This is a genomic window from Paenibacillus tuaregi (assembly GCF_900086655.1).
Taxonomy (GTDB): domain Bacteria; phylum Bacillota; class Bacilli; order Paenibacillales; family Paenibacillaceae; genus Fontibacillus; species Fontibacillus tuaregi.
The window spans coordinates 3,940,684-3,954,165 of record NZ_LT575476.1 but is presented as its reverse complement, the minus strand read 5'-3'; the positions used below and the strand labels follow the sequence as shown (position 1 = coordinate 3,954,165).

14 protein-coding genes and 1 other RNA gene are annotated in these 13,482 nt (G+C 47.9%); 9 read left to right on the top strand and 6 right to left on the bottom strand.

From position 1 onward, the window contains the following. The first annotated feature begins 65 nt into the window (after window positions 1-65). The 3 genes from BN6628_RS17705 (at window position 66) to pfkA (ending at window position 2,557) form a co-directional block, all read left to right on the top strand. Window positions 66-380, top strand: a complete 315-nt coding sequence (locus BN6628_RS17705; protein WP_068619706.1) for a hypothetical protein — start codon at window positions 66-68, stop codon at window positions 378-380. Between the two features lie 153 nt (window positions 381-533). Then, complete coding sequence (locus tag BN6628_RS17700) at window positions 534-1,559, top strand: tetraprenyl-beta-curcumene synthase family protein (protein WP_082927129.1); 1,026 nt, start codon at window positions 534-536, stop codon at window positions 1,557-1,559. 26 nt (window positions 1,560-1,585) lie between these two features. After that, a complete protein-coding gene (pfkA, locus tag BN6628_RS17695) occupies window positions 1,586-2,557 on the top strand; it encodes a 6-phosphofructokinase (protein WP_068619705.1) in 972 nt (323 codons plus the stop codon). Window positions 2,558-2,800: 243 nt separating this feature from the next. Here the strand turns inward: pfkA and BN6628_RS17690 are convergent, their stop codons facing one another. Next, a complete protein-coding gene (locus tag BN6628_RS17690; RefSeq protein WP_068619704.1) occupies window positions 2,801-3,253 on the bottom strand; it encodes a peroxiredoxin in 453 nt (150 codons plus the stop codon). Between the two features lie 252 nt (window positions 3,254-3,505). Here BN6628_RS17690 and BN6628_RS17685 point away from each other — a divergent pair, with 252 nt between their 5' ends. Together BN6628_RS17685 and BN6628_RS17680 are read left to right on the top strand one after the other, a co-directional pair. Continuing rightward, the gene (locus BN6628_RS17685; RefSeq protein ID WP_068619703.1) at window positions 3,506-3,841 is read left to right on the top strand and encodes a PadR family transcriptional regulator; all 336 of its coding nucleotides are present in this window, start codon (window positions 3,506-3,508) and stop codon (window positions 3,839-3,841) included. Further along, window positions 3,838-5,199 (top strand): FtsW/RodA/SpoVE family cell cycle protein, encoded by a 1,362-nt coding sequence (locus tag BN6628_RS17680; protein ID WP_068619702.1) that lies wholly within the window; start codon window positions 3,838-3,840, stop codon window positions 5,197-5,199. Before BN6628_RS17685 ends, BN6628_RS17680 begins: the two co-directional genes overlap by 4 nt. 283 nt (window positions 5,200-5,482) lie before the next feature. On the opposite strand, the gene BN6628_RS17675 is transcribed toward BN6628_RS17680, so the two are convergent. The 4 genes from BN6628_RS17675 to BN6628_RS17660 form a co-directional block, all read right to left on the bottom strand. After that, window positions 5,483-6,850, bottom strand: coding sequence for an MATE family efflux transporter (locus BN6628_RS17675; RefSeq protein ID WP_068619701.1), 1,368 nt, complete (start codon window positions 6,848-6,850; stop codon window positions 5,483-5,485). 82 nt (window positions 6,851-6,932) lie between these two features. Further along, complete coding sequence (locus tag BN6628_RS17670; protein WP_068619700.1) at window positions 6,933-8,135, bottom strand: putative glycoside hydrolase; 1,203 nt, start codon at window positions 8,133-8,135, stop codon at window positions 6,933-6,935. A gap of 243 nt (window positions 8,136-8,378) precedes the next feature. Continuing rightward, window positions 8,379-8,582, bottom strand: a complete 204-nt coding sequence (locus BN6628_RS17665; protein WP_068619699.1) for a hypothetical protein — start codon at window positions 8,580-8,582, stop codon at window positions 8,379-8,381. A gap of 164 nt (window positions 8,583-8,746) precedes the next feature. Then, complete coding sequence (locus tag BN6628_RS17660) at window positions 8,747-9,574, bottom strand: YitT family protein (RefSeq protein WP_068619698.1); 828 nt, start codon at window positions 9,572-9,574, stop codon at window positions 8,747-8,749. Between the two features lie 306 nt (window positions 9,575-9,880). Between BN6628_RS17660 and BN6628_RS17655 the strand changes: the two genes are divergently transcribed. Further along, entirely contained in the window at window positions 9,881-11,476 is a 1,596-nt protein-coding gene (locus BN6628_RS17655) for a degradosome RNA helicase CshA (protein ID WP_068622402.1), read from the top strand. 60 nt (window positions 11,477-11,536) lie between these two features. Here BN6628_RS17655 and BN6628_RS26465 read toward each other — a convergent pair whose 3' ends face one another. After that, window positions 11,537-11,635: a dihydroorotate dehydrogenase gene (locus tag BN6628_RS26465; protein ID WP_204249260.1), complete on the bottom strand. Its 99-nt coding sequence runs from the start codon at window positions 11,633-11,635 to the stop codon at window positions 11,537-11,539. A 174-nt stretch (window positions 11,636-11,809) separates the two neighbouring features. Here BN6628_RS26465 and BN6628_RS17650 point away from each other — a divergent pair, with 174 nt between their 5' ends. The 3 genes from BN6628_RS17650 (at window position 11,810) to BN6628_RS17640 (ending at window position 13,446) form a co-directional block, all read left to right on the top strand. Continuing rightward, window positions 11,810-12,583, top strand: coding sequence for a YesL family protein (locus BN6628_RS17650; protein WP_068619697.1), 774 nt, complete (start codon window positions 11,810-11,812; stop codon window positions 12,581-12,583). Window positions 12,584-12,687: 104 nt separating this feature from the next. Further along, window positions 12,688-12,878, top strand: a non-coding RNA gene (ssrS, locus tag BN6628_RS17645) — 6S RNA. Window positions 12,879-13,050: 172 nt separating this feature from the next. Continuing rightward, window positions 13,051-13,446: a DUF1499 domain-containing protein gene (locus tag BN6628_RS17640; protein WP_068619696.1), complete on the top strand. Its 396-nt coding sequence runs from the start codon at window positions 13,051-13,053 to the stop codon at window positions 13,444-13,446. Window positions 13,447-13,482 lie beyond the last annotated feature (36 nt).

Sequence of the window (13,482 nt, the reverse complement as noted above, 5' to 3'; positions counted from 1 at the left end):
CCCACAAATCCTTGATTTTCCGATATAATATAGAGAAGCGATTTTGTGTCTTGGGAGGGATTGGGTTGGACGTTTTTGTGTATGACAGCAGACTTGGAATCAAGGTTCCGCAATTCGAGACCCCGTTCGAGGAGCTCCCGCTCTCCGAAAGAGCCCGCATTATTGAAGTGTGGGAGGATATCCGCGGTACCATTCCAACCCGGGTCATGGAGCTGGAACAGGTCATTGTGAGTAAGCTGCTTGAGCTAGGGGAAGAGAATAATTTCGAACAATCCTGCCGGATTAACAGTGATATTGCAGAACTTGCGAGCATCGTTAACGATCTTCATATATGGTATAGGGTGTCGGCTGAGGTGTCGGAAGGGAAGCGGCATTCCTGAGTGTCTATGACATAGTTGTTTGTAGATTGGGGAGGAACATATTATAATAAAGAATGGTTTTGGACCATTCTGTAACGACTATCCTCTGGAGGCAAGCCTTTGATTGATCTTGAAGAACGCCCATATCAGATACCCCGTGATCCGATCAGGCTGATGAGCCGGGTATATAAGTATTTATTGCCAGACGTGCGCTCCGAGCTAGGTGAATGGAAACGAAGGGCTGAAGCCATTCCGGATCCTGAGCTTAGACGCCAGGCACTGGCAAGTATTGAGACGAAGGAGTTCCACTGTCAGGGAGGCTCCGTCTATGCTGCCGCCAATTTGGAGATGAGGCACATCCTGATTCCACTCATTGTCGCTTTTCAGACAATCAGTGATTATTTAGACAACCTCTGTGACAGAAGCACATCCATGGATGCGGATGATTTCAGACGGCTGCATCAATCGATGCTTGATGCGGTGGACCCTGATGCCAGTCTGCATGATTATTACGAATTACGCGACGAGAAGGAGGATGGGGGGTATCTGCACCGCCTTGTCGCCACGTGCCGTAAATGCATAGGTGATTTACCCGGATATGAAGCGGCTAAGCCGCAGATTCTTATTCTTGTCAAGCTGTACACTGACTTGCAGGTGTACAAGCACATCAAACCTGAGCTGCGGGAAGACGCTCTGCTTCATTGGCATTCAGAATACGCAGATCTTGCGCCGGATTTGAGCTGGAACGAGTTCGCGGCGGCTACCGGATCGACCTTGGGCGTATTTATGCTGTTTCTTGCCGCAAGCAGCAAGAATCTGGACCCGGCCAGTGCGGAAATGATTCGCCATGCTTATTTTCCTTATGTATGCGGACTTCATATCATGCTCGATTACTTAATTGATCAGGATGAGGACCGGATTGGCGGAGATCTTAACTTCTGCAATTATTATGACAGTTCCGAACAAATGGTGGATCGTATCTCGTTTATTGTACAGTCAGCAAGGCAGGATGTAAGAGTACTGCCGTCGTCATCCTTCCACCGTATGATCATTGAAGGGTTGCTTGCCTTGTATTTATCAGACCCCAAAGTCAGCGAGCAGCAGGAGATTCGCAGCGTATCCAGAAGGCTCATGAAGAAGAGTCCGCTCACCAGATTGTTTTTTTTCGTGAACAGCCGCTGGATCCGTAAGCATATATAAGCATTCATTTTGAGGAGGCAACCATTATGTCAGAAGTGAAAAAAATTGCAATTTTAACAAGTGGTGGAGATTCACAGGGGATGAACGCGGCTGTACGTGCCGTTGTGCGCAGTGGACTATACTATGGCCTGGAAGTGTTCGGAATTCAGCGTGGTTATCAGGGACTGCTGAACAATGATATTTTTGCGATGGACATCCGCAGTGTGGGAGATATTATCCAGCGTGGGGGAACCATCCTCCAATCGGCCCGCTGCCTGGAGTTCAAGACGCTTGAAGGCCAGCAGAGAGGTGCTCAGATTCTGCGTGACCGCGGAATCGACGGGCTGGTCGTTATCGGAGGAGACGGTTCTTACCAAGGTGCTGAGAAGCTCAGCCGTCTTGGGATCAAAACGATGGGACTTCCGGGAACCATTGACAATGACATCTCTTTCACAGACTATACAATTGGTTTCGATACAGCGGTGAATGTCGTTGTGGATGCCGTGAACAAGCTGCGTGACACGATGTCTTCGCATGAGCGTTCTTCAGTGGTTGAGGTTATGGGACGTCATTGCGGCGATATTGCACTGCATGCGGGTCTGGCTTCTGGCGCCGAGACGATTCTCGTGCCTGAGGTGCCTTACGATCTGAACGAGGTTGCCGACCGGATGAAGGCGAACTTTGATCATGGCAAGCGCCACAGTATTGTCATTGTAGCGGAAGGGGTTGGCCGCGGAGAAGATGTGGCCACAGCGCTGAAGGAGCGTTATCCTTCCATCGATCCGCGTGTTACGGTGTTGGGTCATATCCAGCGTGGGGGATCTCCAACTCCGTTCGACCGTAACTTGGCAAGCCGCCTTGGCGATTTTGCCGTACGCAAGCTGATCGAGGGAGATTCCAACAAAGGCTGCGGCGTGCTGAAGGGTGAGCTTGTGGTTACGGATATCGAGAAGGTTGTTAATACGAAGAAAGAGTTCAACATGGAACTTTATGAGCTTGCTTCCCGATTGTCCCAATAAGCGATTGGTAAATTAGAAAAGGCGTCATAGGTGTTTAAGCCTGTGACGCCTTTTTGTTTTACTTCGAATCGTGGTCCGGATCTCCATACGGGTAGTTTATCCGGACTTTTATGGGGAGGTGCTCTAGTGGCGACCTGGCCGCTCTATCTTAGACGATCTTTATTCCGTTTAAGGTAGGGAAAAGCAAAAAAATGAGTGTACCGTCAGCCCGTTGATGCAGCCGCTATATTTGATCCGGGCAGTTTAGTCCTTCTTGCTGGAAATCTCCTCAAGTGTGGAGAGAATTTCTTCGGTAGGCCGAAGCCCTTTCTCTGCATATACAATTCGGCCATCCAGACTGATGATATATACAATTCGCTGCTGGGTGAGAAAGCCCAGAGTTTTCCCAACCTCATACAGATGCCTGATCCGTCCGTCCACATCCGCAATCAGTGGAAAGTCGTAGTTATGCTTGGCTGCGAATTTCTGATGGCTCTCCAGGGTCCCCGGATTTACACCGAGAACAAGAGCTCCATACCCTGCATAGGATGGCTCGGCATCTCTCACAGCACACAGCTGTTTGGTACAGCCGGGTGTATCATCCATAGGGTAGAAAATGAGTACAATGGGTTGTCTGCCCATAACTTCAGCTAGATCTATAGTTCCTTTAGTACTGTCAGCCCGAAAGGCTGGCGCCAAGGCTCCAACACTTAGCATGATTGAATCACACTCCTATCAATTAGTGGGCGGTACTATATAAATAACCTAAGAAGGCACGTACTTCAACTATTGTAGTATGGTTAGCTTCCTGTTGCAAAAAGCGGGCTGGGAATATTTTGGATAAAAATATGTAAAACAGTGGACAAAATGCGGATATAGCTATAATCTTATACATAGAATTACGATGCATAGATTAATGATGTATAAGTGAATTAGCGAGCTGGTTTAAACGGCAAGGAGGATTGTGGTATGAAGATTAGCAAGGAAATGATCAAAGGAAGCACCGGAACTTTGATCCTGACCCTACTGTCCCGACAGCCGATGTATGGTTATGAGCTGATCAAACAGCTTGAGCTGAGCTCGGGTGGTGTATTTGCCCTTAAGGAAGGGACGCTTTATCCCTTGCTGCACACGATGGAGACTGAGCAATGGGTCGAGTCGTATTGGACCGAGAGCGGAGGACGAAAGCGCAAGTACTACCGGATTACGGAAGGCGGGCGGGGACAGCTTGAGGTTAAGCGGACGGAGTGGCAGGTTTTCAGGCAGGCTGTCGATTCGGTTTTAGGGGAGGGAGGTCAGGTATGACTGTGACTGCAAATGAGCTTCGGGACAGGTTTTTGGCTGAGGTGTGCGGATATGTTAAGGCTAGGGAAGTACATACAGCTGTTAAGGAAGAGCTGGGGAGTCATTTGACAGAGCTGGCGGAAGAGCGAATCACAGATGGTTATGAACCTGTAGAAGCCTGGGAGTGGGCGATTGGACAAATGGGGGAACCGGCGGTACTCGGCAAGCAGTTCAACCGGGTGTATAAGCCGCGGGCTCATTATGGGCTGATTATTTCGGTCATCATTCTAGTGGCCATCAGTGTGCTGACTTTGCTGTCGGTACATGAGAATTATGCAGGGTTTTCCCCAAAGTACTATCAGGTAGACTTACCACAAAAGCAGATTGTCTTTATAATCATCAGCATAATCATTATGCTGGCTGTGTGCTTCTTTGACTATCGTAAGCTGTATAGATGGTCCTGGCACGTTTATTTTTTGACTATTTTAAGCTATTTCCTTACCTTTAAGGGTCCGATCGTTAATGGCACACACCGGTATATTTCGATTGGACCTATTGCTCTTGATTGGGCAAATATTAGCTCGTATGTCTTTGTGTTGGCGTTGGCAGGCATCATGCGTCAGGTTTCCACTCGCCAGTTGAAGCCTTGGAAGGGCAGACTTATATTAACGGTGGCATTCCTAGCCCCAGTATTTATATATGTAATGTTACCTGCAGCGTCGGAGCTGGTCTTCTATTTGCTTGCCTGTGGTATCTTGTACATATGGATGTATCGGGACTGGAAAATTCCCGTTTCAGCATTTTTGATTGGAGCTGCCACAGTGTACTATTATGCAGCAATATCAACTCCTTATAGTTCAATATCGAGAATTGTTAAGGGTCCACTTGATCCATATGCTGATCCTAAGGGATTTGGTTATGCATATGTTCAAATGAGGGAGGCAATCCGGTCATCTGGTTGGTGGGGAAACGGATTCGGAGCACCGCTCAATAAAGTACCCTATCTGCACTCTGAAGCGATTGTTACCTATCTCATCTACTGTTTTGGATGGGCAGCGGGTATTGCCTTATTATTTATTGTGATCCTGTTTCTTCGTTATATGTTTGTTGCATTCAGAAGACTGGATGATCCTTACGGGAAATCTCTGTTTCTAATATTATGTGTGATTCTCGGTGCCCGGATGTTATACTGCCTCACTATGGCAATGGGGATTGTTCCTATCCTTGGGCTTTCCTTCCCGATCCTAAGTTATGGCGGCTCACATTTATTCACCGAATTTACTGCCGTCGGTATGCTGCTTGGTATCTACAGGAAGAAAGATATTGTCAGAGCTGCCTCGCGCTTTGATAAGGGAGATAGCATCTTAATAGACAAATAAAGATTTAGGGTAATTACCTTGATTAGACCAAGCCTACCGAACAAGATCAGTTTTTTGGTGGAGATTTCGCCAAAGACTGCTGCTGAGAGACGAATGACCCGCGTACAAGCGTTAGCAGCCGCCTTTGGTTTTGAATTTCATCCACTGTTAAAAGTTCAAGAAATCTAGAACCAAAAGCGATGGGAGCAGGCGCTTGTTCTCGGAGCCTTTCGAATATAAACCGAACTCCTAAACAAAATTCAGGGCCGTCTTTTGGGACGGCCCCGAATTTTTGCAACGAACCCTACACCGCCGACTGCCCGGTCCGCCGTGCATATTTCTTCTGAATGTAGTTCAGACGCAGATACAGCGACACAGCAGCCACCGCCAGACCGCTGATTAGTCCTACCCAATAACCGTAGGGCCCCAGATCGGTAAAGTTGGCAATAACATAACCAAGCGGCAGCCCGATGACCCAATAGGCTACAAAGGCCAGCAGGAATGGGGAATTCACATCCTTGTATCCCCGCAGAGCGCCTTGAATCGGGGCGGCAATTGCATCAGACAACTGGAAGAATATCGCGTAGAGCAAGAAATGCTTAGTCAGCTCAATCACCCGTGGCTCATTCGAATACAGCAAAGCCACACCATCTTGGAAGACCAAGAGAATAACCGCAGTCAGCACGGACATGCCGGCTGCGGTGCCGATTCCGAGTCTTGCGTACTGCTTGGCGTCCTTCAGCCGGGATGCCCCCGTCTCAAAGCCGACCAGGATCGTTAGAGACAAGCAGATGCTCAGCGGAATCATATAAAGTGTTGAGGCGAAATTAAGTGCTGACTGATGAGCAGCAATCGTCTTCGTATCATACTGGCTCATGAACAAGGTCACAGCGGCAAAGACGGCCGTTTCGAAGAAAATAGCAAATCCGATCGGCACCCCAATCTTAAGCAGCTCCTTCCATTTAGCCAGGGAGATCCGGTACAGTTTGCGGAGCATTTGGTATTCGGAGAATACCCCGCCTTTGCGTACGATGATCAGAGCAAGCAGGAAGATGCACCAGTAAGTGAATGAGGAGCCAACACCGGAACCAACTCCCCCAAGCTGAGGGAAACCCAGCTTGCCAAAGATCAGCAGATAATTCACGACCACGTTGATCGGGAGGGAGAGCAGGGTGATAATCATCGAAATTCTTGTCTGACCAATAGAATCGATGAAGGAGCGCAGCACCGTGTATCCGAACAAAGGCAGAATTCCCGTTCCGATTGCGACAAGGAAATAATGGGCGACATGCTGAACCTTGGGTTCCAAGCCCATGGCATTCAGAATGGGGTCCAAGGCAAAGCCGCCAGCGATAATAACAACAATAGAGACAACCAAGGCGAGCATGAGAGCCTGCATTACATTGAAATCCGCCTTATCCTTCTCGCCCCTGCCGATTAAATGGGACACAATTGGCGTAATCCCCATGAGAATTCCGCTAAGACCCGTCTGAACCGGCACCCACAGGCTGGAGCCAATCGCGGCACCGGCCAGATCGGCGGGGCTGGCATGGCCGGACATGGTCGTATCGAAGAAAGTCATGAGAGAGAGCGTAATTTGGGTGACCAAAATCGGAATTAGAATGTGGAAAAACTGAATATACTTTTGTTTCAAGCTTATGGCATGTTTCATCGTTTTCTCCATTTCAAAGACGTATTTACAAGCACGCAATAGAAAGAGCCCGCGCAAACGGGCTCTTTCGCATCACATTCGCTTATTTATAAGTTACACCTGCGGTGTATCGGTTATTAGCATTCCAAAGCAAATACTCATCGACATTCATGTCCTTGAGCGCACGAATCTGCTCTTCCACTTCGTGCTTGCCGTATTTGGCATAATGCCCGCTTCCCAGCCAGCTCGCCGTAAAATCCTGAATCCAAGGACGGATGAGCGGTTTCTTCTCACCTAGGGGGTCCAGCTTTTTATGAGTATCCACAATGGAGCCCTTGATGGTCTGATAAGGTGCCTTATCCGGGTCTTTGGCGCCAAACCAGCCGGCCGTATAGTGGCTTGGATAGATCATCGGAGAGATGACATTGACATTTTTGGAGATCTTCACAAAGTCCTGGCCGATTCCCTCTGCAGCAGGAACCGATGCCGCGTAGCCAAAAATGTCCACGGATACACGAACGCCGAGCGGGTCAAGCTCTTGTCGGGCATGCTCCACAAAAGAGGATACCGCATCTACCCGACTTTTTCCATCTTTAATATATTTCAGAGAATTTGCCCGTTTCTCGAACCCTTCAGGGAACCGGACATAATCGAACTGAATTTCTTTAAATCCGAGTGCCGCTGCCTCCTTGGCAATGGCCACATTATACTCCCACACTTCCTTGCTGTATGGATTCACAAAGCTGTCGCCTTTGCCGTTGCTCCAGACTGTGCCGTCACTTTTGCGGAAGGATAATTCAGGATGCTTCTTAGCCAGAACCGTATCCTTAAACACTACGACACGGGCAATCGGGTATACCTTGTGCTGGTTTAGACGGTCCATAAGTGTATGAATATCATGGATAAAAGATTGAGGTTTGCCGTATTTAAGCAGTTCTTTATTCGTAGTCGGATAAGTTATGTATCCCGAGTCGTCTTTCAGATCGATAACCATTGCGTTAAGATCCGTACTGTCAGTCAGTTTAAGCAGCTGCTCCATCCGGGAGCCTCCTGCACTGTAGGCGGTGACGTATATCCCTTTTACTTTGGGGGCATCTGTCTGCGGATCTGACTTCACCGATCCGGTTGTAGTTGATGTGCCTCCTTTGGACAGGTTCTGTGAAGACGGGTTCTGTGAATAAGTAACCAAAGATTGATAGGATGATTTCAGAATGCCTGATAGATTATCATGTCCGGGATGATCCGCCGGATTTCCGCCTGAAGCGGCACCGGCAGCAAGCAGCAGTAGCGACCATATGATGTTCATGTCCAGTTCTCTCCCTTGTAAAGCATTCTCGATAATTATATCTGAATGAAACATAGCCTTAAAGATCAGGTTTGCCATATTTAATAGATTCAAATTAAAGCGATGTGTCCTTTTAAACTTAAAAATATGTGGTTAAACGCCCGGAAATTAGAAAATCCCAAAATTTAATACTGTCCCCGAAAAAAAGTACAAGCCGCCTCTAAGAAATAAGAAGCGGCTTATTGGTGCATTGATGGTTTTCAATTAATGAAGCTGCCCGGTGCTTTGGTGCTCACAAATGCTGTACTGAATTATCTCTAAAGCATCCTCGGGTTCCAGAACGGTGAAGCCGTCACGGAGTAGAATCTTGGAATCTAACTCCTTGGGATTGAAGAATGGCATCATGTCGGGGAACCATTTCATGACGATCTGAGAAAGTTTTACCGTTTCCATATCCACAATAATCATCCTTTCCTCCGGAATCATTCATTACAGAATCATTCATCGTACCGGAAAAGCCGTTAACCTGTGAAGATAAAGGGGGTAAATCTTAACTTCGCAATCCATGAAACTGGCAAAGATCCGTGCGTCAATATCATAACATATAACCAAGAAAGGTGCTATCGGGGCAATTAACTACGCCTGAAAGCTCCCATTACGCCAACCGTCTCTACAATGTTAACAAAGGCGGCTGGATCGGTAGCTTTGATAATCTCCCTAAGCTCCTGGAGTTCATAACGGGTTGTTACCGTCATCAGCATATCTTTCTCTTTGTGGGAGAATGCGCCTTGGGTCTTTATAAGAGTTACCCCGCGGGGACGGCCAAGAAGCTTCTCAAGCAAGGCTTCTTTCTGATCCGTAATGATGAATAGAGTCACCTTGACATGGCTGATATGAATGTAATCAACCACTTTCCCGCTTAGATAAATAGAAACCATGGAGGCAAGAGCGAGGTTCCAGTCACCATTTAAATATCCCATAGCCAGAACGACGAGGGCATTCAAGACAACGACGACGCTTCCTACAGGGAAGTCCCGGTATTTAGTGACAATGGAGGCCAGAATGTCAAAGCCACCGGATGACCCTCCGGCCCGGAAGCAGATTCCCGCGCCAATTCCTACGAGCACACCGCCGAAAACGGAAGCAAGCAGGGCGTCCTGGGCAAGCATTTTGGCCGGAACCGGAATAATGGAAATGAACGCTGTGGTGGCGACGACGGATAGTATGCTCAGTCCGATATATTTTCTGCCGAGGACGAACAAGCCGGCCAGGAGCAGCGGGATGTTGTAGATGAGATATAAGTTTCCGATGTCGAAGCTGGTGAAGTAACCGGTCAACATGGCTAGTCCGGATACTCCGCCGCTTAGAAGCTTGTGCGGAACCAAGAAGAGATTGAAACCCGCGGCAATGAGGGCGGCCCCGAAGATGACCGCCAGGCTGTGACTGATTAATTTGTACAAATGGTTTCACCTCACACAAATTGGTCTAGGTATGTAACTGGTGTTTCAAGAATGTTTTATGCTATAATGTTTGAGATATTCTTGAGTAGGGATGGATTTCCATTTTAATGAATATATGTGTCACGGTTGCATGGTTCAAAAGAAACGGTAAAGTTTAAATGATTTAAGGGTTTATTTCCAGCTTTCCCCTGCCTGCTGAAATGAAATTTTTTTGCAGGATGGGACAGCCTATAAACGTTTACCGCTACTTAAGAATAACGTCAAGATTGTGGATTTGTCCACCATATAGAAGGAGCATGAATGAATTTGAGTACATTTGCAGAATTTGGCCTAGAGCCTAAGGTTTTACAAGCCATTACAGAGCTTGGTTTCGAGGAAGCTACCCCAATTCAGGCTAAATCGATTCCGTTCGCTATGGAAGGAAGAGACTTGATCGGACAGGCACAGACTGGTACAGGTAAGACCGCAGCTTTCGGTCTTCCGCTGATCAACAAGATCTCCAGAGAAGAAGACCGGATTGTGGCACTAATTATGGCGCCGACCCGCGAACTTGCGATCCAGGTTGCTGAAGAGATCAGCAAGCTGTCCCGCTTTAAGGGTATCCGTTCCCTGCCGATTTACGGTGGTCAGGATATCGTTCGTCAGATCCGCGCTTTGAAGAAGAAACCGCAAATTATTATCGGAACCCCTGGTCGTCTCCTTGACCACATCAACCGCAAAACAATTAAGCTTGACGACGTACAAACCGTCATTCTTGATGAAGCTGATGAAATGCTTGATATGGGCTTCATGGAGGATATCCAATCTATCCTGAAGCTTGTCCCCGAACAGCGCCAAACATTGCTATTCTCTGCAACAATGCCTGCGAATATCCAAAAGCTGGCCCAACAATTCCTGAAGAATCCTGAGCATGTATCTGTTATCCCTAAGCAAGTCAGCGCTCCGCTGATCGATCAGGCTTACATCGAAGTGCACGAACGTCAGAAGTTCGATGCCTTGACCCGTTTGCTTGATATGGAGTCTCCAGAGCTTGCCATCGTATTCGGACGTACGAAGCGCCGGGTTGACGAGCTTGCTGAAGCGCTGTCCAAGCGCGGATATTCTGCAGACGGATTGCACGGGGACCTGTCTCAGAACCAGCGCGACACGGTTATGCGTAAGTTCCGTGACGGCAGCATTGATGTTCTGGTTGCTACCGACGTGGCCGCACGCGGCCTCGATGTGTCCGGGGTAACCCATGTGGTGAACTTTGACCTTCCGCAGGATCCGGAAAGTTATGTTCACCGGATTGGCCGTACTGGACGTGCGGGTAAAGAAGGTGCAGCTTATTCCTTCGTAACGCCGCGTGAGCTCGATCATCTGCATTTTATTGAGCGTGTAACTCGCCATCGCATTACCAAAAAGCCACTTCCAAGTATTGCAGAAGCAATTGAAGGCAAACAGCGCATCACAGCTGAGCGTTTGATTGAGCTTGTGGAGAACGGCGAATTGAACGAGTACAAAGGCATTGCTATTCAGCTGTTGGAACAGTATGATTCTGTGAATCTGCTTTCTGCGGCGATCAAGCTGGTTACTGGCGACAAGAAGGAGACCGGCAACATCGAGCTGACACCGGAAGAGCCAATCCGCGTGAAACGGCGGAAGCCGGATATCCGCTCCAACGGACGCAAGCCGTCCGGCGGATATGGCAACCGTGGTGGCAGAGAAGGCGGCTCCTACCGCCGGGATAACCGTGAAGGCGGCGGCCGGAGCTATGGAAGCAGCTACGGAAGCGGCAAGGGCGGATATAACAGCGGCAGCAGAGAAGGCGGACGTGACGGATCTTCCCGTTCCTCTTATGACCGCAAACCGCGCACAAGCGGCGGCGAGCGTCGTCCATCCACCCGCAGCGACAACGAATAAGGCATAGCCATGCAAACGAAGAGGACGAAGCGGCAGGCGCTTCGTCCTCTCTTTTTTACATTAGATAAATGTGCGGCTAACGATGACGAGCAGAATAAACAGAACCAGAATTGTGCCAGTAGAAGTAAACATGTTGCCGTATCCACCTACATTAGACATGGTCGGGTACCCTCCTTTAATGTGTAAATGTTGATGTTTACAAAGTATCATATGGTATAAAGGATACTCGTGATTAGACGACTACCCATAGCGGTCAAAATAGGCGCTGGAATGCAGGTTCCCAATGGGGTATAGTAATATTAGACAGACACGCAATCAGAGGGGGAGAAACAGTTGGAAACAAGAGGAATAATGGGCGGGCTGTATAAAGTTACAGAATGGATTACAAGAATCGCGGTTAGCAATCTATTGTGGCTGATGTGCTCGATCCCGTTCTTTTTTGTACTGCTTACTAAATATCTGCTTTGGGTTAATATGCCGAATCAGCCCGAGACGCTGACGATTTATCTTATGATTATTTTGGCACCGGTTACATTGTTCCCGGCCACCTCGGCCTTGTTCGCGGTAACCCGCAAATGGGTGATGGGGGAGGCGGATGTGTCGGTATTCCGCACTTTCTTCAAAGGCTACAAAGAGAACTATAAGCAGAGCCTTGTTGGCGGCATTTTTTATACGCTGTTGTTCGTCATTGTTGTTGTGGATTATAAGGTGTACATGAATCAGCTCGGCGCCCAGTTGATTGGCATGGTCATGCTGGTCTTCCTGCTGATACTTATTATTTCGATGTTCAATTTCTTTTCCATGGTTACTCACTATCATATGGGAGTCATACAAATTCTCAAGAATTCAATGCTCTTAACGCTTGTACGTCCACTGCGGATTCTTTCCACGGTGATTTGTGTAGGGGCGCTCATTGCAGCCACTGCTAAGTTCCCGTTCCTGATTCTGTTTGGCTTGGGAAGTCTTAGCGCATATATCGCGTTCTTCAACTTCTATGCGACTTTTACGAAGATGCAGCAGATGGCCGAGAAGCAGCGCTTGGCTGATGAGGCCAAGGCTGCCGGGGACTTGGATAACATGATTAATGAGGAATCCAAGAAAGATTAACTAGGTAACCAAATCTAAGCAGGACTGAGGATTAGGAAATTTTACCATAAATTTTCCCTGCTGGCTTAGTTTACTTTTCCGATGTAAGCGTCTATAATTATCAATACATCCTGCGATGTGCGTTTCGGTTATACTTTGTTTTGAACCAATGAAGATGTCTTGGGAGATCAACATTGCAGCGCGGCTGATAAGCCCTATCTATATGATTAGGGGACTTCAAAAACGGTGCTGAGGTCACCCACCTGCCAATGCAGGTTCTAAGACAATGTGATCGGACGGCATAAGCGGGATTCCTAATGATATGAATCAGGCACTCAGGCTTTCATTTTATGGAAAGCAGGGGTGCTTTTTTGTTTGGCGGGGATCTTGTGATCAATTGACTTTTGTTTGCTTCCTAACAATGTTACACTAGAGATAGCGTATACAAATCTCAGTTTTGATCCGTACGGACTGAAGGAGGTAAAATTTTGTCACTCAAGAGAACGCTTACCGGGCTGCTGCGAAGTTATGAAGGGACCAGCGACCGGGCGAAGCTGCCAGAACTTAAAACACGTTATTATCAATTATCCAAAGAAAGAGCTTGGGAGGAAGTATCCTCCACACTTAAGAAAATCCCGGGGTATAAGGTGCTGCATGAGGTTCCTACGGTAGGTGAAATCCTGCTTGAGAAAAGAAGCACGTTCGGGCGCATGATGGACATTACGGTGTCCATTATACAGACGGGACCTACCCGTTCCGCGGTAGATATCTACTCTGCTTCGCGTGGTTCCATGGGTGATCTCGGCTCCAACTACCGGAATATTATTCAGCTGTTTGGCGTCCTTGACAAAAAGCTGAGTCAATATAAGACTACCAGCGGTTAGGGGTACGGCATAAAAAAACGGGCCAAGGAACTTTTT

What these genes read in the sequence shown, in the direction of transcription:
- BN6628_RS17700 (WP_082927129.1), top strand. Translation starts at nt 534, where the DNA reads ATGAGCCGGGTATATAAGTATTTATTGCCAGACGTGCGCTCCGAGCTA.
- pfkA (WP_068619705.1), top strand. Translation starts at nt 1,586, where the DNA reads ATGTCAGAAGTGAAAAAAATTGCAATTTTAACAAGTGGTGGAGATTCA.
- BN6628_RS17690 (WP_068619704.1), bottom strand. Translation starts at nt 3,253, where the DNA reads ATGCTAAGTGTTGGAGCCTTGGCGCCAGCCTTTCGGGCTGACAGTACT.
- BN6628_RS17685 (WP_068619703.1), top strand. Translation starts at nt 3,506, where the DNA reads ATGAAGATTAGCAAGGAAATGATCAAAGGAAGCACCGGAACTTTGATC.
- BN6628_RS17680 (WP_068619702.1), top strand. Translation starts at nt 3,838, where the DNA reads ATGACTGTGACTGCAAATGAGCTTCGGGACAGGTTTTTGGCTGAGGTG.
- BN6628_RS17675 (WP_068619701.1), bottom strand. Translation starts at nt 6,850, where the DNA reads ATGAAACATGCCATAAGCTTGAAACAAAAGTATATTCAGTTTTTCCAC.
- BN6628_RS17670 (WP_068619700.1), bottom strand. Translation starts at nt 8,135, where the DNA reads ATGAACATCATATGGTCGCTACTGCTGCTTGCTGCCGGTGCCGCTTCA.
- BN6628_RS17665 (WP_068619699.1), bottom strand. Translation starts at nt 8,582, where the DNA reads ATGATTATTGTGGATATGGAAACGGTAAAACTTTCTCAGATCGTCATG.
- BN6628_RS26465 (WP_204249260.1), bottom strand. Translation starts at nt 11,635, where the DNA reads ATGTCTAATGTAGGTGGATACGGCAACATGTTTACTTCTACTGGCACA.